We start from the raw sequence: 20,961 nt of genomic DNA, 5'->3' as shown, positions 1-20,961 counted from the left end.
ACGGTGGCGGAACGTAGCACGGCTGCCGTCGACGTGGCCGACAACAGCGGTGAAGACCCGCTGACCGCCAAGGCGGACAAGGCTGCGACCGACGGGGTGGCGGAAACGCAGAAGACGGCGGAGTCGACCGCCGAGGCCACGAAGAGCAAGGCGGTCGAACGACAGAGCGGTGAACAGCCCTCCATGACGGCACCCGACCTGCACAGCGGCCACAAGCTGGCCAGACGGTACCGGCTGGAGGAGTGCGTCACCCGACTGGACGGCTTCAGCAGCTGGCGTGCCGTCGACGAGAAGCTGCGGCGCGCCGTCGGGGTCCATCTCCTGCCGGCCGACCACCCCCGGGCCCGCTCGGTCCTGGCCGCGGCCCGTTCCGCGGCGCTGCTCGGCGACCCCCGGTTCGTCCAGGTCCTCGACGCCGTCGAGGAGAACGACCTCGTGTACGTCGTGCACGAGTGGCTGCCCGACTCCACCGAGCTGACCGCGCTGCTCGCGACCGGCCCGATGGAGGCGCACGACGCCTACCAGCTCGTCAGCCAGGTCTCCCAGGCCATGGCCGCCGCCCACCGCGAGGGCCTCGCGCACCTCCGGCTCACCCCGAGCGCCGTCCTGCGCAGCTCCACCGGCCAGTACCGGATCCGCGGCCTCGCCGTGAACGCCGCCCTGCGCGGCATCACCGCCGAGCGCCCGCAGCGCACCGACACCGAGGCCATCGGCGCCCTCCTGTACGCCGCGCTCACCCAGCGCTGGCCGTACGACAGCGACGCCTACGGGCTCTCCGGCCTCCCCAAGGGCGTGGGGCTCCTCCCGCCCGACCAGGTCCGGGCCGGGATCCACCGCGGCCTCTCCGAGATCGCCATGCGGGCCCTCGCCAACGACGGCGCGACCGCCTCGCGCCAGGAGCCGCCCTGCACGACCCCGGACGAGCTCGCCAAGGCCGTGGCCGCGATGCCCCGCGTCAAGCCGCCGGAGCCGCAGTTCCCCGCCCCGCCCGACTACCAGCGCACGACGTACCAGCAGGGCACGTACGGCCGCCCCCAGGCGCGTCCCGCCGTCCCCCAGCCGGTCATCGTGCCGCCGGCGCCGCTCCAGAGCCGTACCGGCACGGCGCTGAAGTGGGCCGTCTCGGCCCTGCTGATCGCCGCCCTGGGTCTGGGCAGCTGGCAGATCGCCGACCGGCTGCTCGACCAGGAGCCGACCACCAAGACGCCGGTCACGTCGCCCACGGTCGACGAGAAGCCCGAGCCGCCCAAGCCGATCTCCATCGTGTCCGCCCGGGACTTCGATCCGCTGGGCAACGGTTCGGAGAAGCCCCAGGCCATAGACCTCGCCTACGACGGTGACCCGAGCACCTTCTGGTACACCGAGAACTACCGCGGTGTCGGCTTCGCCAACCTGAAGTCGGGCGTGGGCATGATCCTCGACCTGGGCACGGCCAAGGAGATCAGCTCGGTCGACCTGACGTTCCTGGGCCACACCTCGGTGGAGCTCCGCACCGCGCCCTCCGACGCCTCTTCCGCGCCCTCCACGCCCGACGGGTTCACGACCCAGGCGTCCGGATCGGGCAGCAACGTGACATTGAAGCCCACCAAGCCGGTCACGACCCGCTACGTTCTGGTCTGGCTGACGGAACTCCCCACCAACGACGGGGGCTACCGCGGCAAGCTGGCCGAGATCAAGATCATGGGCTGACCACCGCACGGGGAGGGGCTCACCGTTGGACGCTCCGATAGACGAGGCCACAGGCGACCAGGAGCTCTTGGCGCGCCATGTCGCCGGGGATCCGGACGCCTTCAGTGAGCTCGTGCGGCGTCACCGCGACCGGCTGTGGGCCGTGGCCCTGCGGACCCTGGGGGACCGCGAGGAGGCCGCCGACGCCCTCCAGGACGCCCTGCTGTCCGCCTTCCGGGCCGCTCACACCTTCCGGGGCCAGTCGGCCGTCACGACCTGGCTCCACCGCATCACGGTGAACGCCTGCCTCGACCGCGCCCGCAAGGCCGCCTCCCGCCGCACCTCACCCGTCGACGACACCGACCGCTTCGAGCAGCTCCTCGACCCGCACGAGTCGGCCGAAGCGCCCGTGGAGCGCCAGGATCTGCACCGGCAGGTCCTGGCGGCCCTCGCGCTGATCCCCGCGGACCAGCGCGCCGCACTCGTCCTCGTCGACATGCAGGGATACCCCGTCGCAGAGGCGGCACGTATCCTCGGCGTTCCCACCGGAACCGTGAAAAGCCGCTGCGCGCGGGGGCGGTCCCGACTGCTCCCGATGGTCACTCATCTGCGCACCGACACAGTGGGTAACGAGGCCACCGAAGGGGGAAGGAACCGGACGCCGGGGACATCCGTCCCACCGGTGCCGGGGCCGACGAGTACCGGTCCGACAGATCCAGCTGCTGTGAAGGGCGGAGGTGGGCGCGCGTGACTTCCACGACCGGCAAGGCCGACACGACACAGCACCCGGACGTCTCGGAGATCTCCGATCTGACCGAGGGGCTCCTGTCACCGAGCCGCTCCGCAGCCGTACGGCACCATCTGGACGGCTGCCCCCTCTGCGCGGACGTACGGACCTCCCTGGAGGAGATCCGGGGCCTCCTGGGCACTCTGCCCGGGCCACCCCGCATGCCCGCCGAGATCGCCGGCCGGATCGATGCCGCACTCGCCGCCGAAGCCCTCCTCCAGGCCACCGCGCCGGAGAACGACAGCCCTGTTTCACGTGAAACATCGCGGCCCCACACCGAGCCGATTCCCTCCGGCGCTCCTTCCCCTGCCACGGAGCGCCCTGCCGGCCGGCCGGCCGCGGCCACCGGCCCCGGCCGCCCGGGCCGCCCCGGAAAGCCCCGCCGACGCCGGATCGCGCTCGTCTCCACGCTCGGAGCCGCCTTCGCCGCCGCCGTCCTCGGTACGGGCCTTCTCCTCAGCCAAGGCGGCGGTGCACCGACCGCCGGGAGCGCGGACGCCGCCAAGAAGGCCGACGTCGGTGCTGTGGCCGTGAGCCCCTTCTCCGGGACACCGGTCGAGGAACGCGTCCACGCGCTCCTGGGTGAAAAGGGCAGCGTGGCCAGGACGCCTCAGGGAATCGGCCCCGAGTCGATGTCCGCCGAGGCCACCACCAGCCCCCAGCGGAACAGGGACAGCGCCGTCCCCGGCTGCGTTCTGGCCGGCACCGGACGTACCGACGCCGTTCTCGCCCACGAGCGGGGCGAGTACCAGGGGACTCCCGCCTATCTGCTGGTCCTGACGGACCCTGCGGACAGCAACCGGGTCCAGGCCTTCGTCCTCGACGCCTCCTGCGCCGACCGGCCCACGAGCACCGGAACCCCCGCGGCCGATCTTCTGCTCAGCGAGACGTACCCACGCTCCTGATCTCGCTCCCCGCCTCGGTCACGTGCCGTGCGGCAATCTCGGGAATGCATGCCCCGTAGGATCCGTTGGGTGGGGTGAGAGTGACCGAGGCAACCGCCCCCGTAGGCAGTGGCAGTCTGCAGAGACGAGGAAGACACCCGTGAGCGACGTCCGTAACGTGATCATTATCGGCTCGGGGCCCGCGGGTTACACCGCTGCGCTCTACACGGCCCGAGCGTCGCTGAACCCCCTGGTCTTCGAGGGTGCTGTGACCGCCGGTGGCGCCCTGATGAACACGACCGAGGTCGAGAACTTCCCCGGTTTCCGTGACGGCATCATGGGCCCGGACCTGATGGACAACATGCGGGCGCAGGCCGAGCGCTTCGGCGCCGAACTGATCCCGGACGACATCATCGCCGTGGACCTGACCGGCGACATCAAGACCGTCACCGACACCGCCGGCACCGTGCACCGCGCCAAGGCCGTCATCGTCACCACGGGCTCCCAGCACCGCAAGCTCGGCCTCCCCAACGAGGACGCGCTCTCGGGCCGCGGTGTCTCCTGGTGCGCCACCTGCGACGGGTTCTTCTTCAAGGACCAGGACATCGCCGTCGTCGGCGGCGGCGACACCGCGATCGAGGAGGCCACCTTCCTCTCGCGCTTCGCCAAGACCGTCACGATCGTCCACCGCCGCGACAGCCTGCGTGCCTCCAAGGCCATGCAGGAGCGCGCATTCGCCGACCCGAAGATCTCGTTCGCCTGGGACAGCGAGGTCACCGAGATCCACGGCGAGCAGAAGCTCAGCGGTCTGACCCTGCGTGACACCAAGACCGGCGCGACCCGCGAGCTGGCCGTCACCGGCCTCTTCATCGCGGTGGGCCACGACCCGCGGACCGAGCTCTTCAAGGGCCAGCTGGAGCTGGACGAGGAGGGCTACCTGAAGGTCGCCGCGCCGTCGACCCGCACGAACGTCACGGGCGTCTTCGGTGCGGGCGACGTCGTCGACCACACCTACCGCCAGGCCATCACGGCCGCCGGTACCGGCTGCTCCGCCGCTCTCGACGCCGAGCGCTTCCTGGCCGCTCTCGCCGACAGCGAGAAGCTGGCCGAGACCCCCGCAGTCTGATCCTCGCTCTTCCTGACTCCACACCCCACGAAAACAAGGAGGCCGCCGTGGCCCTGAAGACTGTGACCGACGCTTCCTTCGAAGAGGACGTCCTCAAGAGCGACAAGCCCGTTCTGGTGGACTTCTGGGCGGCGTGGTGCGGCCCGTGCCGCCAGATCGCCCCGTCGCTGGAGGCCATCGCCGCGGAGCACGGCGAGATCGAGGTCGTGAAGCTCAACATCGACGAGAACCCGGCCACGGCCGCCAAGTACGGCGTCATGTCGATCCCGACGCTGAACGTCTACCAGGGCGGCGAGGTCGTGAAGACGATCGTCGGTGCCAAGCCGAAGGCCGCCATCCTGCGCGACCTGGACGCCTTCGTTAAGCCCGCGAACGGCTGACACGCTCTTTGTTTCACGTGAAACGTGCAACGTGAAACACGAACGGCCCGCCCCGACAAGGGGCGGGCCGTTCTCATGTTCCGGTGCCAGAGGTGCCAGAGGTGCTAGAGCGGCCTCAGGGCCGGCTCCTTCTTCACAGCGCCGAGCAGGCGGTCCAGGGCCATCTCGACGTCCTCCTTCCAGGAGAGCGTCGTCCGGAGCTCCAGCCTCAGCCGGGGGAACGCGTGGTGCGGGCGGACCGTCTTGAAGCCCACGGACAGGAGATGGTCGGCCGGCAGCACACAGGCCGGCTCCTTCCAGCGGGCATCGCCGAACGCCTCGATCGCCTTGAAGCCCCGCCGCATCACGTCCTTGGCCACGGTCTGCACGACCATCCGGCCCAGCCCCTGGCCCTGATATCCCGGCATGATCCAGGCCGTCATCAGCTGCACGGCGTCTGCCGCCACCGGACTGGTCGGGAAGGACGTCGACCGCGGCACATAGGCCGGGGGAGCGTAGAGGACGTAGCCGACGGGCACCTCGTCCACGTAGACCACCCGCCCGCAGGACCCCCACTCCAGGAGGACGGCGGAGATCCAGGCTTCCTTCTCCGGCCCCGGACGCCCCGCCTTCACGGCGGCCTCTCCGCTGACCGGGTCGAGCTCCCAGAAGACACAGGAGCGACATCGCTGGGGAAGGTCCGGAAGGTTGTCCAGCGTGAGCGGTACGAGCCGACGCCCCACGGCTGCCCCTCGCTTCCCTCGCCACCGAGCACGAATACGCCTCTCGGAATCGTATCGACCGGGCGATCAGGGGGACACCGCTCCCAGGCAAAGGGCGGGCCGGACTCCGGTGATGACCGGAACACGACCCGCCCTGGGCGGCCTCAGCGCAACGAGAACGTCAGCTCTGCTCGGCGTTCTTCTGGTCCATGACCTTCCCCTCGCCGGGGGCGAGGGTCGAGAGGATCCGGTCCAGGTCGTCCATCGACGCGAACTCGACGACGATCTTGCCCTTCTTCTGCCCCAGGTCGACCTTCACCCGGGTCTCGAAGCGGTCCGAGAGCCGGGTGGCGAGATCGGTGAGCGCCGGCGAGACGCGCCCTCCGGCACGCGGGCCCTTCGCCTTGACCGCCGCGGGTGCCTCGGAGCCCATGAGGCTCACGATCTCCTCGACGGTACGCACGGAGAGGCCCTCGGCGACGATCCGGTAGGCCAGCTGGTCCTGGGCCTCCGCGTCCTCCACGCCGAGCAGGGCCCGCGCGTGACCGGCGGAGAGCACACCGGCGGCGACCCTCCGCTGCACCGGAAGGGAGAGACGGAGCAGACGCAGCGTGTTGGAGATCTGCGGGCGGGAGCGCCCGATCCGATCCGCGAGCTGGTCATGGGTGCAACCGAAGTCCTTGAGCAGCTGCTCGTAGGCGTGCGCCTCTTCGATCGCGTTCAGCTGGGCCCGGTGGAGGTTCTCCAGGAGGGCGTCCAGGAGCATCTTCTCGTCATCGGTGTCCCGGACGATGGCCGGGATCAGCTCGAGACCGGCCTCCTTCGATGCCCGCAGACGACGCTCACCCATGACGAGCTCGTAGCGCTCGTCATCGACCTTGCGCACCACCACGGGCTGGAGCAGGCCGACCTCCTTGATGGAGACGACGAGCTCCGCCAGCGCGTCCTCGTCGAAGACCTCACGAGGCTGGTGCCGGTTGGGAACGACGGCGTCGAGCGGAAGCTCGGTGAAGTAGGCACCGGCCGGCGGCTGCGGCGGAGCCGCCGTCTCGGCCTCGCTCCACGAGCCCGCCGCGTCGGGGGACGGGCTGCTGTGCGGGAGCGATGCCAGCTTCGCGGCGGCCACACCCCGCTCCGAGGTCAGGACGGGGCCGGCACCGGCGGAGGTCGCCCCCGCTCCGACACCGACCATCGGCGTCTGCCGTTCCTGGGGAGCCGAAGGGATCAGCGAACCGAGCCCACGCCCCAATCCCCTACGTCGCTCACTCACTGGATCCCCTCCGACATGCTGCGCTGGTTGTTCTGGTGCCCTGCATGGGCGTGCTGCGGGTCGTAGTGCACGGCGACACCCCGCAGGGCGATCTCACGAGCCGCTTCCAAGTACGACAGGGCGCCGCTGGAGCCCGGGTCGTAGGTGAGAACGGTCTGCCCGTAACTCGGTGCCTCGGAGATACGGACGGACCGGGGAATGCTGGTCCGCAGCACCTCCTCGGCGAAGTGCGTGCGCACCTCGTCGGCGACCTGGGAGGCGAGCCTCGTCCGGCCGTCGTACATGGTGAGCAGGATCGTCGAGACGTGGAGCCCCGGGTTCAGATGACCCCGGACCAGTTCGACGTTCCGCAGGAGCTGGCCGAGACCCTCCAGCGCGTAGTACTCGCACTGGATCGGGATCAGCACCTCGGCTCCCGCCACCATGGCGTTGACCGTGAGCAGGCCGAGTGAGGGCGGGCAGTCGATCAGGATGTAGTCGAGCGGCTGCTCGTAGGCCTGGATCGCCCGCTGCAGGCGGCTCTCGCGCGCCACCAGCGACACCAGCTCGATCTCCGCACCGGCGAGATCGATGGTCGCGGGGGCACAGAAGAGGCCCTCGACGTCCAGGACCGGCTGCACCACCTCGGACAGCGGCCGGCTGTCCACCAGGACGTCGTAGATCGAGGGGACCTCGGCGTGGTGGTCGATGCCGAGCGCCGTGGAAGCGTTGCCCTGCGGGTCCAGGTCGATGACCAGGACCCGGGCGCCGTGCAGGGCCAGAGAGGCGGCAAGGTTGACCGTCGTGGTCGTCTTGCCCACGCCGCCCTTCTGGTTGGCGACCACCATCACACGCGTCTGGGCCGGTCGGGGAAGTCCCTCACCGGCACGGCCCAGGGCTTCTACTGCCAGTTGGGCAGCACGACCAATGGGGGTGTCGTCCATTGGGGGCAATGTTTCACGTGAAACATCCTCCCCCACCGATTCGGTTCGGGGACCGGGGACCGGATCGGTCATCGGTCCCGCGATGTTGGCGTCGGACCGCAAGGATTCACTCTCCTCGGCTTCAGGCTCGCGATGAGCAGAGCCTGCCATGCTTTCGGGGTCGTGAACCAGCGAGGTCGGTGGTTCTGTGGGTGAATCCACCTCTGTGGACAACTCCGTAACCCTCGCGAGTGGCTTCGCGAGGGGCTTACGGTCCCGGGGCGTGGCAGCCGCGCGACCGCGGCTGATGATCCCCTGCAGCAGGGAGTGACGTTTCACGTGAAACACCATGCCCCTGCTGCCCGGTCGGAGCCGTTCGACACTCCGAAATGGTGCGTATGCGACGCTCAGCGGCGTCGACGGGTCTTGCTCGTCCGGGCGGCCTTGGCGCGCTTGGCCGCGAACCGCACACCGCCCGGGCTCTCACCGACCTCCACCCGGACGACCGTGGACAGCGGATCGACGATCCCCTCGCCCACGTGCAGCACCGAGGTCTCCACCACACCGAGCTTGGAGAGCGCGGCGCGAGCACCGTTGAGCTCCTCCTCCGCGGTGTCGCCCTTGAGGGCCAGCATCTCGCCGTACGGGCGGAGCAGAGGAACGCCCCAGCCGGCCAGCCGGTCCAGCGGAGCCACCGCGCGAGCGGTCACCACGTGGACGGGTGTGATCTTGCCGAGCATCTCCTCCGCGCGGCCACGGACCACGGTGACGTGGTCGAGGCCCAGCAGCTCGACGACTTCCTGGAGGAAGTTCGTCCTGCGCAGCAGCGGCTCCAGGAGAGTGATCTTGAGGTCCGGCCGGACCAGAGCCAGCGGGATGCCGGGAAGACCGGCTCCCGAGCCCACGTCGCAGACCGTGACGCCCTCGGGGACGACCTCCGAGAGGACGGCACAGTTCAGCATGTGCCGCTCCCACAGCCGCGGGACCTCCCGCGGGCCGATCAGGCCGCGCTTCACACCCGCGTCCGCGAGGAGCTCCGCGTACCGCACGGCCTCCGGGAAGTACTCACCGAAGACTGTCCGCGCCTGCTCCGGCGCCTCCGGGAGCACCGCTTCCTCCGTCACGGGAACCGTCCTTCCGTACCGCACGCAATCCTGCGAGCGCACTGTGGTGGCTGACTATCAGGCTGACAAAGATCGGCCCCGCCTGCGAACAGACGGGGCCGACACTACGAGAAGGATCAGGCCGGGAGCACGACGACGAAGCGCTCCGGCTCCTCGCCCTCGGACTCGCTGCGCAGACCGGCGGCGGCGATCGCGTCGTGCACGACCTTGCGCTCGAACGGGGTCATCGGGTCCAGCTTGACCGGCGCCCCGGACGACTTCACCTCGTCCGCGGCCTTGGCACCCAGCTCGGCGAGCTCGGTGCGCTTCTGGGCGCGGAAACCGGCGATGTCGAGCATGAGCCGGCTGCGGTCACCGGTCTCACGGTGCACTGCCAGGCGGGTCAGCTCCTGGAGGGCCTCCAGGACCTCACCGTCGCGACCCACGAGCTTCTGCAGGTCACGGCTGCTGGAGTCGCTGACGATCGAGACCGCGGCGCGGTCCGCCTCGACGTCCATGTCGATGTCGCCGTCGAGATCGGCGATGTCGAGCAGACCCTCGAGGTAGTCGGCCGCGATCTCACCCTCCTGCTCGAGGCGGGTCAGGGTGTCGCCACCCTCGGCGGCAGCGGAGGTGATGCCTTCCGTCACGGATGGTCTCCTTCTTACTTCTTGGACGACGGGTGCTTGGGCCGCTGCTGGCCCTTGCGCTGACCGGACTTGCCCTGGCGGGAGCCTCCGGAGTTGGCACGGGGGCGCGCGGGCTTGTCGCCCTGCGCCTGGTCCTTCGCCTCGTCCTTCGTCTCGGCGTCGGCCTCGGCGTCGGCCTTCGCCGAATCCTGCGGCTTCTTCTCCAGCGAGGTGGTCGCCTGCTCGGCGGCCGGCTCGGAGCCTTCCTCGGCGTCCTTCGCCGCGGCCTGCTGCGCCGCGCCGGCCTGGCGCTGGGCCTTGGTCTGACGCTTGGGCTGCTGCCGCTTGGCGGTGGCGCCGCCCTCGGCATCGGCCTCGATCGTGTCGCTCTTGATCACGGTGCCGTCGGCCTGGGCCGCGAAGCCGGCCTTGCTCAGACCCGCGAAGAAGCGGCGCTCGTTCTCGTTGCGGTCGCTGCCCTTGGCGACGATGACCTTGACGATGTTCTTCCGACGACGGCCGCGGACCTCGCCATGCGTGCTGATGCCCTTCAGGAGGCGCTGGAGGTAGGAGTCCTGCGCCTTGCTGCCCGGGGTCGGGTTCTGGCTGATCACGTACATCTGCTGGCCCATGGTCCACACGTTGGTGGTCAGCCAGTAGACGAGGACACCGACGGGGAAGTTGACACCCATGACGGCGAAGATCACCGGGAAGATGTACATGAGCATCTTCTGCTGCTGCATGTACGGGGTCTTCACCGAGAGGTCGACGTTCTTCATCATCAGCTGGCGCTGCGTGAAGAACTGCGAGGCCGACATCATGATGATCATGATCGCGGTGACGATGCGGACCGAGGTCAGCGAAGCGTCGAGAGCGGCGACCTCAGCGGCGGTGTCCGTGAACTTCGAGGCCAGCGGGGCACCGAAGATGTGGGCCTGACGGGCGCTGGCGAGCAGCGGGCCGTCGATGACCCCGATCTCCTTGCCCGAGGCGATGGCCGAGAGCACGTGGTACAGGGCGAAGAAGAACGGCGACTGCGCCAGGATGGGAAGGCACGAGGAGAGCGGGTTGGTACCCGTCTCCTTGTACAGCTTCATCATCTCTTCGGACTGACGCTGCTTGTCGCTCTTGTAGCGCTCCTGGATCGCCTTCATCTTCGGCTGGAGCGCCTGCATGTTCCGCGTCGACTTGATCTGCTTGACGAACAGCGGGATCAGACAGATGCGGATCAGCACCACGAGAGACACGATGGACAGGCCCCAGGCCCAGCCCGTGTCAGGGCCGAAGATCGCCCCGTACACCTTGTGGAACTGGACGATGACCCAGGAAACGGGCCAGGTGATGAAGCTGAACAGACTGGCAATCGTGTCCACTAATCAGGCTCCTTGAGCATTGGGCGAAGTCTCGGCGGCCGGGCTCGTCTCGGCGGGGGACCCGCCCTTGTCGCCGCGCAGCGCGTTCCTCAGCATTTCGTGCCAGCGAGGGCGCTTCCGCGGGGGGACATGGTCCACACCGCCGGGCGACCACGGGTTGCACCGCAGGATGCGCCAGGCGGTCAGGGCTGTGCCCTTGATCGCGCCATGCCGGTCGATGGCCGTGAATCCGTAGTGGGAACACGACGGGTAGTACCGGCAGACGGGCCCCAGAAGAGGGCTGATCGTCCACTGGTACAGCTTGATGAGAGCCAGCAGCGGGTACTTCATCGCGCGCCCCCTCCCAGCAACCGCTGAAAAGCGGCGTCCAGGTCTCGGGCCAGCTGTGCGTGGTCGGCGTCACCGGCTCCGGGCAACGCCCGTACGACCACCAGGCTACCGGGGGGCAGCTCGGACAGTCGGTCGCGGAGGAGATGGCGCAGGCGACGCTTCACCCGGGTGCGTACGACCGCACCGCCTACGGCCTTGCTCACGACGAAACCCGCACGCGTCGGGGGAGCGCTCTCCCCAGGCGCGTGCGGGTCCGTTGCACCGCTGCGTAGGTGGACGACGAGGAGCGGGCGACCGGCCCGGCGACCTCGGCGTACCGCGGTTGCGAAGTCCTCGCGCCGCCTCAGCCGATTCTCGGTAGGCAGCACGTCATGACCTGTTTAAGTGGATCAGGCGGACAGGCTCGCGCGACCCTTGCCACGACGGTTCGCCAGGATGGCGCGGCCGGCGCGGGTGCGCATGCGCAGGCGGAAGCCGTGGGTCTTCGCGCGACGACGGTTGTTCGGCTGGAAGGTGCGCTTGCTCACTCGGGGGCTCCAGAAATGATTCGGGTGGAGGCGGGACATCGCCTGGCTGTCACCGTGCGCCCACGAGTAGCTCGTAACGCCCGATAGCACCGCTTCGCGACCACAAGCGTGGTCTTTGCCCATCGGAGGCAGGCGGCAGCAGCCATCGACAACTCGACCTGGTCACGGTACGCGCGGCTACGCCATCCGGTCAAACCGACCTGTCGCCATGGTCCATTATGCACAGGCTGTGGACAACAACTTGAACCACGTCAGCCGCCCCGACTACCGTGGTGAGACTCCACAGTCTTTTCCGTTCTGTCCTCACCTGTCCTCAACGGACCCGTCCTCACGGACTTCGACCCACCGTCCCCGAGAACCACACCATCGTGGGACCTGCGAGAAAGCGTGCCCCGTGGCTGACGTACCTGCCGATCTTGCCGCAGTGTGGCCACGCGTCCTCGAGTACCTCCTCGGCGAAGGCCAGCAGGGAATCGAAGCCAAGGACAAGCAGTGGATCGAGCGCTGCCAGCCGCTGGCCCTGGTCGCGGACACCGCCCTCCTCGCCGTGCCCAACGAGTGGGGCAAGCGCGTCCTCGAAGGCCGGCTCGCCCCGCTGATCAGCGAGACCCTGAGCCGTGAGTGCGGACGCCCGATCCGGATCGCGATCACCGTCGACGACTCCGTCGGCGAACCGACCCCGCCCGCGCCTCCCGCGCAGCAGCCCCGATACGACGAGCGCCAGCCCGAGCCGTACGAGAAGTACGAAGGCTACGGTCACCGCCCGATGCCCGACGACGGGCTGCCCACCGCGCGCCCGGCCTATCCGGACTACCAGCAGCCGCAGCGGCCCGACCCCGGCGCCTGGCCGCGCACCCAGGAGGACCTGTCCTGGCAGCAGCCGCGGCTCGGCGGTTACCAGGAGCGCGCCCCGTACACGGGCCCGGACCAGTCCCGGCAGCCCCGCTACGACGAGCCCTCCCGGGGTTACGAGCAGCCGCAGCGGCCCGAGCGCGCCGAGCTGCCCGACCCGCAGGGCCACGGCGCCCGCCCCGGCCCGCGGCCGGGCGGCGGTCCGGTCCACGGCGGTCCCGGTTCCTCTTCCTCCGGGCAGGGCGCCGGCGCACCGGGCGAGCAGCACGCGCGGCTGAACCCCAAGTACCTCTTCGACACCTTCGTCATCGGTTCCTCGAACCGCTTCGCGCACGCCGCCGCCGTCGCGGTGGCCGAGGCGCCGGCGAAGGCGTACAACCCGCTCTTCATCTACGGGGAGTCGGGGCTCGGCAAGACCCACCTGCTACACGCCATCGGCCACTACGCGCGGAGCCTCTACCCGGGCACGCGCGTGCGGTACGTGAGCTCCGAGGAGTTCACCAACGAGTTCATCAACTCGATCCGCGACGGCAAGGGCGACGCCTTCCGCAAGCGCTACCGCGATGTGGACATCCTGCTCGTCGACGACATCCAGTTCCTCGCGAGCAAGGAGTCGACGCAGGAGGAGTTCTTCCACACCTTCAATACGCTGCACAACGCCAACAAGCAGATCGTGCTCTCCTCGGACCGGCCGCCCAAGCAGCTGGTGACCCTGGAGGACCGGCTCCGCAACCGCTTCGAGTGGGGTCTCACCACCGACGTGCAGCCGCCCGAGCTGGAGACGCGGATCGCGATCCTCCGCAAGAAGGCCGTGCAGGAGCAGCTCAACGCCCCGCCGGAGGTGCTGGAGTTCATCGCGTCCCGGATCTCGCGGAACATCCGCGAGCTGGAGGGCGCGTTGATCCGGGTGACGGCCTTCGCGAGCCTCAACCGGCAGCCGGTGGACCTGGGACTCACCGAGATCGTCCTCAAGGACCTGATCCCCGGCGGCGAGGACAGCTCGCCGGAGATCACCGCCCCCGCGATCATGGCGGCCACGGCCGACTACTTCGGGCTGACGGTGGAGGACCTCTGCGGATCGTCGCGCAGCCGTGTCCTGGTGACGGCGCGGCAGATCGCCATGTACCTGTGTCGTGAGCTGACGGACCTGTCGTTGCCGAAGATCGGCGCGCAGTTCGGCGGCCGCGACCATACGACGGTGATGCACGCGGACCGGAAGATCCGTGCCCTGATGGCGGAGCGGCGCTCCATCTACAACCAGGTCACCGAGCTCACGAACCGCATCAAGAACGGCTGACAGCGGTCCCTGAAGGGCGCTCCAGGACACCTCCTGGGGCGCCCTTCGGCGTTCTCGAACCCCTTCCGGGAGCGCCCGTGTTCGTTGTGCACAGCTGTGTACGAGCGCGGGGTGTTCGATTACTCCGTTCCGGTGGCGGGTTCTCCACAGATTGGGGGATGATCTCCCGTCCACAGGGTGGGGACTGTCGAGTTATCCGGATTGTGTCCACAGGTCCGGCTGGTGACAGATCATCACCCCAGGTCAGGCCCTTGTGGATTTGTTGGCAACTTCTTTCCACAGCCTGTGGATGAAATCTTCGTCCACAGGGGGCCCGGAAAGTTGTCCACTGGCTGCCCACAGGGGGTCGGTGGTTGCCCACAGCTTCTCCACACCCCTGTCCACTGTTCGGCAACGAATCGCCCGGCCTCACCGCGTCGAGTGAAAGCGGTCACACCAAGGGAGACGGTTGGGCTGTGGGGAACGTGGGTAAAGCTGGGGACAGCGCTGGGGAGAACTCCCCATGGCCTGTGTACCGGGTGTGCAGAACTTTTGGGTGTCCACAGAGAGCCCCGGTTTTCCACCGGTTCCACCCACAGGGTCGGTGGACAAAAAAACGGGTCTGACCTGGGAAAACGACGTTATCCACCGTTTCCACAGGCCCTACTACTACTCCCACTTAGAGTTAGCTAGGAATCCGCTTCGAAGTGGGGCCTGTGCACAACTCGGCGCCGGAGCTCCGACGCGCCCTCGTCGCGACTTGACCCCGAGCAGCACCGAGTGTCGGCGGCGTACGTCAGACTGGTTCCCGCAGTCGACGAAGAGCCAGCAACAAGCAGGAGGCGGTTCCGGTGAAGATCCGGGTGGAGCGCGACGTACTTGCCGAGGCGGTGGCCTGGGTGGCCCGCAGCCTCCCGGCCCGTCCGCCGGCGCCCGTACTCGCGGGCCTTCTGCTGAAGGCCGAGGACGGCGCGCTGAGCTTCTCGAGCTTCGACTACGAGGTCTCGGCCCGTGTCTCCGTCGAGGCGGAGGTCGAGGAGGACGGCACCGTCCTCGTCTCCGGCCGGCTGCTCGCCGACATCTGCCGCGCCCTGCCCAACCGTCCGGTGGAGATCTCCACAGACGGTGTACGGGCGACCGTGGTCTGCGGCTCCTCCCGCTTCACCCTCCACACCCTGCCCGTGGAGGAGTACCCGGCGCTGCCGGAGATGCCCACCGCGACCGGCACCGTCCCCGGTGAGGTCTTCGCCTCCGCCGCCGCCCAGGTGGCCATCGCCGCCGGCCGTGACGACACGCTGCCCGTCCTCACCGGTGTGCGCATCGAGATCGAGGGCGACACGGTCACCCTGGCCTCCACCGACCGCTACCGCTTCGCGGTCCGCGAGTTCCTGTGGAAGCCGGAGTCCCCGGACGCCTCCGCGGTCGCCCTGGTGCCCGCGAAGACCCTCCTGGACACCGCGAAGGCGCTCACGAGCGGCGACACGGTCACCCTGGCGCTCTCCGGCTCCGGCAAGGGCGAGGGCCTCATCGGCTTCGAGGGCGCGGGCCGCCGCACCACCACCCGGCTGCTCGAGGGCGACCTGCCGAAGTACCGCACGCTCTTCCCCACCGAGTTCAACTCGGTCGCGGTGATCGAGACCGCGCCCTTCGTCGAGGCCGTCAAGCGCGTGGCCCTGGTCGCCGAGCGCAACACCCCGGTCCGGCTGAGCTTCGAGCAGGGCGTGCTGATCCTGGAGGCCGGCTCCAGCGACGACGCACAGGCTGTGGAGCGTGTGGACGCGCAGCTGGAGGGCGACGACATCTCGATCGCCTTCAACCCGACCTTCCTCCTGGACGGCCTGAGCGCGATCGACTCCCCCGTCGCCCAGCTCTCCTTCACGACCTCCACCAAGCCGGCGCTGCTCAGCGGCAAGCCCGCCGTGGACGCCGAGGCGGACGAGGCGTACAAGTACCTGATCATGCCGGTCCGCCTCAGCGGCTGACCTGCGCCGAGGCTCATCGGGGGTCGTCGCCTGAGCGGCTGACCCCACAGGTGTGCACCCGGGCCCGGGCGTAGGCTCGGACCCGGGTAAACCGCACACGACGCTTAAGGAATCTCTGATGGAGCTCGGTCTCGTCGGTCTCGGCAAGATGGGCGGCAACATGCGCGAGCGCATCCGCCGCGCAGGCCACACCGTCATCGGATACGACCGCAACCCGGACCTCGCCGATGTCCACAGCCTCGAAGAGCTTGTGGGCAAGCTCAAGGGTCCGCGCGTCGTGTGGGTCATGGTCCCGGCCGGTGCCGCGACCCAGTCCACGATCGACGAGCTGGCCGATCTGCTCTCCCCCGGCGACATCGTCGTGGACGGCGGGAACTCCCGCTGGACCGATGACGAGAAGCACGCCGAGGAGCTCGCCGCCAAGGGCATCGGGTTCGTCGACTGCGGCGTCTCCGGCGGCGTCTGGGGCCTGGAGAACGGCTACGCGCTGATGTACGGCGGCTCCGCCGAGGACGTGGCGAAGGTCCAGCCGATCTTCGACGCCCTCAAGCCCGAGGGCGAGTTCGGCTCGGTCCACGCGGGCAAGGTCGGCGCCGGCCACTTCGCGAAGATGGTCCACAACGGCATCGAGTACGCGATGATGCAGGCCTACGCCGAGGGCTGGGAGCTCCTGGAGAAGGTCGACTCCGTCACCGACGTGCGCGAGGTCTTCCGCTCCTGGCAGGAGGGCACGGTCATCCGTTCCTGGCTGCTGGACCTCGCGGTGAACGCGCTGGACGAGGACGAGCACCTGGACCAGCTGCGCGGCTACGCGTCGGACTCCGGCGAGGGCCGGTGGACCGTCGAGGCCGCCATCGACAACGCCGTACCGCTGCCGGCGATCACCGCGTCGCTGTTCGCGCGGTTCGCGTCGCGGCAGGACGACTCCCCGCAGATGAAGATGATCGCCGCGCTGCGCAACCAGTTCGGTGGCCACGCGGTCGAGACGAAGAAGTAATCCACAGGCTGTGCACCCCGCGGTGCACAGTCGCCGGGGAAGAAGGTCGGCGCCCACCATGCACGTCACGCATCTGTCGCTGGCCGACTTCCGCTCGTACGCCCGGGTCGAGGTTCCGCTCGACCCGGGCGTCACCGCGTTCGTGGGCGCGAACGGGCAGGGCAAGACCAATCTCGTCGAGGCCGTCGGCTATCTCGCGACCCTCGGCAGTCACCGTGTCGCCTCGGACGCCCCGCTCGTACGGATGGGCGCGGAGCGCGCCGTCATCCGGGCCGCCGTCACCCAGGGCGAGCGCTCCCAGCTGGTCGAGCTGGAGCTCAACCCGGGCCGGGCCAACCGTGCCCGTATCAACAGGTCCTCGCAGGTCAGACCGCGTGACGTGCTGGGAATCGTCCGGACGGTGCTGTTCGCGCCGGAGGACCTCGCCCTGGTGAAGGGCGACCCCGGCGAGCGGCGGCGCTTCCTTGACGAGCTGATCACGGCGCGCACCCCGCGCATGGCGGGCGTGCGCTCCGACTACGAGCGCGTGCTCAAGCAGCGCAACACGCTCCTGAAGTCGGCGGCGATGGCCCGCCGGCACGGCGGCCGCGGCATGGACCTGTCCACGCTCGACGTCTGGGACCAGCACCTCGCGCACGCCGGGGCGGAGCTGCTCGCGCAGCGCCTCGACCTCATCCACACCCTGCAGCCGCTCGCCGACAAGGCGTACGAGCAGCTGGCGCCGGGCGGCGGACCGATCCTGCTGGAGTACCGTCCCTCCGCGCCGGGCGCCGGGCACACCCGCGAGGAGCTGTACGAGCAGCTGATCGCCGCCCTCGCCGAGGTCCGCAAACAGGAGATCGAGCGGGGCGTCACGCTCGTCGGACCGCACCGCGACGAGCTGCTGCTCAAGCTCGGCGACCTGCCGGCGAAGGGGTACGCGAGTCACGGCGAGTCCTGGTCGTACGCGCTGGCGCTGCGGCTCGCCTCGTACGACCTGCTGCGCTCCGAGGGCAACGAGCCGGTCCTCGTCCTCGACGACGTCTTCGCCGAGCTGGACGCGCGGCGGCGCGAGCGGCTCGCGGAGCTGGTGGCCGGCGGTGAGCAGGTGCTGGTGACGGCGGCGGTCGACGACGACGTCCCGGGCGTGCTCGCGGGGACGCGGTACGAGGTGGCCGGCGGGACGGTGGAGCGGGTATGAGCGAGCAGCCGCCGCTCGGCGCCGGGGCGCAGGAGCAGCCGGAGACCCCCAGGATTCCCGAGTCCTCGGGAATCGACCTGGCACGGGTCGCGCTGCGCGCGGCCAAGGAGCAGGCGAAGGCGCGGGGCGCCGCCGCCCAGCAGAAGAAGCAGGCCCGGCGCGGGGGCGGACTGCGGTCCGGCGCGCGCGCCGACGGGCGCGACCCGATGGCGCTCGGCGCGGCGATCAACCGGCTCATCACCGAGCGCGGCTGGGAGACCCCGGCGGCGGTCGGCGGCGTCATGGGGCGCTGGCCGCAGATCGTCGGCGAGGACCTGGCGAAGCACTGCGTACCGCTGAAGTTCGACGACGAGCCGGACGCGCGGGTCCTCACCGTGCAGTGCGACTCCACGGCGTGGGCGACGCAGCTGCGGCTGCTCGCGCCGCGGCTCGTGGCACGGCTGAACGAGGACCTGGGGCACGGGACGGTGCGGGTCATCAAGGTGCTGGGGCCGGGTGCGCCGCGGCGGGGGTACGGGCCGCTGCGGGCGCCGGGCAGTGTCGGGCCCGGGGACACGTACGGCTAGAGCGCCGGGCGGCCGGGCGGTGAGGGACCGGGCTCGAGGCAGGTCCTCGTGGTGCGGGTTCAGGCAGTAGGGCGCCGTGCGGGTGGGCTGTGCCCACCCTCCCCCAGAGGGGGCACCCCCAGCGCGGAACGATTGCCCACAGCCTGGCATCGGCCCGAAGCGCTAGGTGGCCGTCAGAGGGCTCTGGGGGCCCTGTCTGGATATGGGGAGTCGTCTTGGGTCTGCTCAGGGCGGCACATGCGGACTCAGGGACCGGCAAACCCCCATGAGTGTCGTCGCTACCGGTAGACTGGGAGACAATCCCGCCACCCTGCGGAACATGTCGAACGACGCAGCCGCTCCCGTATGCCCGGAGACCGGCCTGTGCTGTGCCAGAAAGGGCGCTTCGTGGCCGATTCCGGCAACCCCAACGAGAACAACCAGTACACCGCCAGCAACATCCAGGTCCTCGAAGGCCTGGATGCGGTGCGCAAGCGCCCTGGCATGTACATCGGCTCGACCGGTGAGCGCGGTCTGCACCACATGGTGCAGGAGGTCGTCGACAACTCGGTCGACGAAGCCCTGGCCGGCCACGCCGACACCATCGACGTGACGATCCTGCCCGACGGCGGCGTCCGCGTCATCGACAACGGCCGTGGCATCCCGGTGGGCATCGTGGCCTCCGAGGGCAAGCCGGCCGTCGAGGTCGTGCTGACCGTGCTGCACGCGGGCGGCAAGTTCGGCGGCGGCGGCTACGCCGTCTCCGGCGGTCTGCACGGTGTCGGTGTATCGGTCGTGAACGCCCTGTCCACCAAGGTCTCCGTCGAGATCTGGACGGACGGCCACCGCTGGACCCAGGACTACAAGATGGGCGCCCCGGTCGAGGCGCTCGTGCAGAACGAGGCGACCGACAGGACCGGCACCTCGGTCACCTTCTGGGCCGACCCGGACATCTTCGAGACGACCGAGTACTCCTTCGAGACGCTCTCGCGCCGCTTCCAGGAGATGGCCTTCCTCAACAAGGGCCTGACGATCACGCTCACCGACGAGCGCGAGTCCGCCAAGGCCACGGTCGGCGCCGACGACCCGGACGCCGAGGCGGCCGCGGAGCAGGCCGCGCGCACGGTGAAGTACCACTACGAGGGCGGCATCGTCGACTTCGTGAAGTACCTCAACTCGCGCAAGGGCGAGCTGGTCCACCCCACCGTGATCGACCTGGAGGCGGAGGACAAGGACAAGGCCCTGTCCCTCGAGGTCGCGATGCAGTGGAACAGCGGCTACAGCGAGGGCGTGTACTCCTTCGCCAACATCATCCACACCCACGAGGGCGGCACGCACGAGGAGGGCTTCCGTGCGGCGCTGACCTCGCTGATCAACAAGTACGCGCGGGACAAGAAGCTGCTCCGTGAGAAGGACGACAACCTCACGGGCGACGACATCCGCGAGGGTCTGACGGCGATCATCTCGGTCAAGCTGAGCGAGCCGCAGTTCGAGGGCCAGACCAAGACCAAGCTGGGCAACACGGAGGCGAAGACCTTCGTCCAGAAGGCGGTCTACGAGCACCTCAACGACTGGCTCGACCGGAACCCGGTCGAGGCCGCGGACATCATCCGCAAGTCGATCCAGGCCGCCACCGCGCGCGTGGCCGCCCGCAAGGCGCGCGACCTGACCCGCCGCAAGGGCCTGCTGGAGTCGGCGTCGCTGCCGGGCAAGCTGTCCGACTGCCAGTCGAACGACCCCGCCAAGTGCGAGATCTTCATCGTCGAGGGTGACTCCGCCGGCGGCTCGGCCAAGTCCGGCCGTAACCCGATGTACCAGGCCATCCTGCCGATCCGCGGCAAGATCCTGAACGTCGAGAAGGCCCGGATCGACAAGATCCTGCAGAACACCGAGGTCCAGGCGCTCATCTCGGCCTTCGGCACCGGTGTGCACGAGGACTTCGACATCGAGAAGCTCCGCTATCACAAGATCATCCTGATGGCGGACGCCGACGTCGACGGTCAGCACATCAACACCCTGCTGCTGACCTTCCTCTTCCGCTTCATGCGGCCGCTGGTCGAGGCCGGTCACGTCTACCTCTCGCGCCCGCCGCTCTACAAGATCAAGTGGGGCCGGGACGACTTCGAGTACGCGTACTCGGACCGCGAGCGGGACGCGCTCGTCGCGCTCGGAAAGCAGAACGGCAAGCGGATCAAGGAAGACTCGATCCAGCGCTTCAAGGGTCTCGGCGAGATGAACGCCGAGGAGCTGCGCGTCACGACCATGGACGTCGAGCACCGCGTGCTCGGCCAGGTCACCCTGGACGACGCGGCGCAGGCCGACGACCTGTTCTCGGTGCTGATGGGCGAGGACGTCGAGGCACGGCGCTCGTTCATCCAGCGCAACGCCAAGGACGTTCGCTTCCTCGACATCTGAGTCGGTCTCAGCTGACCGTACGAAAGGACTGACG

The 20,961-nt window shown here is 69.3% G+C and carries 20 protein-coding genes; 11 read left to right on the top strand and 9 right to left on the bottom strand.

The annotated features are described in order from the left end of the window. Positions 1–3: 3 nt before the first annotated feature. From ACZ6K0_RS20555 to trxA, 5 genes are all read left to right on the top strand, one after another. The gene (locus tag ACZ6K0_RS20555) at positions 4–1,689 is read left to right on the top strand and encodes a protein kinase family protein (RefSeq protein ID WP_376397863.1); all 1,686 of its coding nucleotides are present in this window, start codon (positions 4–6) and stop codon (positions 1,687–1,689) included. A gap of 25 nt (positions 1,690–1,714) precedes the next feature. Then, complete coding sequence (gene sigM / locus ACZ6K0_RS20550) at positions 1,715–2,419, top strand: RNA polymerase sigma factor SigM (protein WP_376397860.1); 705 nt, start codon at positions 1,715–1,717, stop codon at positions 2,417–2,419. Then, positions 2,416–3,360: an anti-sigma factor gene (locus ACZ6K0_RS20545; RefSeq protein WP_469231264.1), complete on the top strand. Its 945-nt coding sequence runs from the start codon at positions 2,416–2,418 to the stop codon at positions 3,358–3,360. Before sigM ends, ACZ6K0_RS20545 begins: the two co-directional genes overlap by 4 nt. A gap of 139 nt (positions 3,361–3,499) precedes the next feature. Next, a complete protein-coding gene (gene trxB / locus ACZ6K0_RS20540) occupies positions 3,500–4,465 on the top strand; it encodes a thioredoxin-disulfide reductase (RefSeq protein ID WP_376397854.1) in 966 nt (321 codons plus the stop codon). Between the two features lie 47 nt (positions 4,466–4,512). Further along, positions 4,513–4,845: a thioredoxin gene (trxA, locus tag ACZ6K0_RS20535; RefSeq protein WP_376397851.1), complete on the top strand. Its 333-nt coding sequence runs from the start codon at positions 4,513–4,515 to the stop codon at positions 4,843–4,845. A 104-nt stretch (positions 4,846–4,949) separates the two neighbouring features. On the opposite strand, the gene ACZ6K0_RS20530 is transcribed toward trxA, so the two are convergent. The 9 genes from ACZ6K0_RS20530 to rpmH all read right to left on the bottom strand — a co-directional run bounded on the left by ACZ6K0_RS20530 (position 4,950) and on the right by rpmH (position 11,680). Then, positions 4,950–5,567: a GNAT family N-acetyltransferase gene (locus ACZ6K0_RS20530; RefSeq protein ID WP_376397848.1), complete on the bottom strand. Its 618-nt coding sequence runs from the start codon at positions 5,565–5,567 to the stop codon at positions 4,950–4,952. Between the two features lie 160 nt (positions 5,568–5,727). Further along, the gene (locus tag ACZ6K0_RS20525) at positions 5,728–6,816 is read right to left on the bottom strand and encodes a ParB/RepB/Spo0J family partition protein (RefSeq protein WP_376397845.1); all 1,089 of its coding nucleotides are present in this window, start codon (positions 6,814–6,816) and stop codon (positions 5,728–5,730) included. Continuing rightward, entirely contained in the window at positions 6,813–7,889 is a 1,077-nt protein-coding gene (locus tag ACZ6K0_RS20520; RefSeq protein WP_376397841.1) for a ParA family protein, read from the bottom strand. Before ACZ6K0_RS20520 ends, ACZ6K0_RS20525 begins: the two co-directional genes overlap by 4 nt. Before the next feature lie 236 nt (positions 7,890–8,125). Next, entirely contained in the window at positions 8,126–8,842 is a 717-nt protein-coding gene (gene rsmG, locus ACZ6K0_RS20515) for a 16S rRNA (guanine(527)-N(7))-methyltransferase RsmG (protein ID WP_376397838.1), read from the bottom strand. Between the two features lie 116 nt (positions 8,843–8,958). Further along, a complete protein-coding gene (locus ACZ6K0_RS20510; RefSeq protein ID WP_376397835.1) occupies positions 8,959–9,471 on the bottom strand; it encodes a Jag family protein in 513 nt (170 codons plus the stop codon). Positions 9,472–9,485: 14 nt separating this feature from the next. Beyond that, on the bottom strand, positions 9,486–10,823 hold the full coding sequence (gene yidC / locus ACZ6K0_RS20505) for a membrane protein insertase YidC (protein WP_376397832.1): 1,338 nt from the start codon (positions 10,821–10,823) through the stop codon (positions 9,486–9,488). Positions 10,824–10,826: 3 nt separating this feature from the next. Beyond that, positions 10,827–11,153: a membrane protein insertion efficiency factor YidD gene (gene yidD / locus ACZ6K0_RS20500; protein ID WP_352018112.1), complete on the bottom strand. Its 327-nt coding sequence runs from the start codon at positions 11,151–11,153 to the stop codon at positions 10,827–10,829. Next, positions 11,150–11,521 (bottom strand): ribonuclease P protein component, encoded by a 372-nt coding sequence (gene rnpA, locus ACZ6K0_RS20495; RefSeq protein WP_469231260.1) that lies wholly within the window; start codon positions 11,519–11,521, stop codon positions 11,150–11,152. The genes yidD and rnpA overlap by 4 nt, the downstream gene beginning before the upstream one ends. A 21-nt stretch (positions 11,522–11,542) precedes the next feature. Next, positions 11,543–11,680, bottom strand: coding sequence for a 50S ribosomal protein L34 (gene rpmH / locus ACZ6K0_RS20490; protein ID WP_006381191.1), 138 nt, complete (start codon positions 11,678–11,680; stop codon positions 11,543–11,545). A gap of 394 nt (positions 11,681–12,074) precedes the next feature. Between rpmH and dnaA the strand changes: the two genes are divergently transcribed. The 6 genes from dnaA (at position 12,075) to gyrB (ending at position 20,927) form a co-directional block, all read left to right on the top strand. Then, on the top strand, positions 12,075–13,829 hold the full coding sequence (gene dnaA, locus ACZ6K0_RS20485) for a chromosomal replication initiator protein DnaA (RefSeq protein ID WP_469231257.1): 1,755 nt from the start codon (positions 12,075–12,077) through the stop codon (positions 13,827–13,829). Between the two features lie 830 nt (positions 13,830–14,659). Beyond that, a complete protein-coding gene (gene dnaN / locus ACZ6K0_RS20480; protein WP_030205035.1) occupies positions 14,660–15,790 on the top strand; it encodes a DNA polymerase III subunit beta in 1,131 nt (376 codons plus the stop codon). Positions 15,791–15,908: 118 nt separating this feature from the next. Continuing rightward, entirely contained in the window at positions 15,909–16,787 is an 879-nt protein-coding gene (gene gnd, locus ACZ6K0_RS20475) for a phosphogluconate dehydrogenase (NAD(+)-dependent, decarboxylating) (protein ID WP_141298773.1), read from the top strand. A gap of 58 nt (positions 16,788–16,845) precedes the next feature. Further along, entirely contained in the window at positions 16,846–17,967 is a 1,122-nt protein-coding gene (gene recF / locus ACZ6K0_RS20470; protein WP_469231255.1) for a DNA replication/repair protein RecF, read from the top strand. Further along, complete coding sequence (locus ACZ6K0_RS20465; RefSeq protein WP_469231253.1) at positions 17,964–18,533, top strand: DciA family protein; 570 nt, start codon at positions 17,964–17,966, stop codon at positions 18,531–18,533. The genes recF and ACZ6K0_RS20465 overlap by 4 nt, the downstream gene beginning before the upstream one ends. Positions 18,534–18,896: 363 nt before the next feature. After that, a complete protein-coding gene (gyrB, locus tag ACZ6K0_RS20460) occupies positions 18,897–20,927 on the top strand; it encodes a DNA topoisomerase (ATP-hydrolyzing) subunit B (protein ID WP_376397818.1) in 2,031 nt (676 codons plus the stop codon). Positions 20,928–20,961 lie beyond the last annotated feature (34 nt).

It is taken from the genome of Streptomyces sp. NPDC042346 (assembly GCF_055581845.1).
This window is presented reverse-complemented; position numbering and strand designations above follow the sequence as displayed.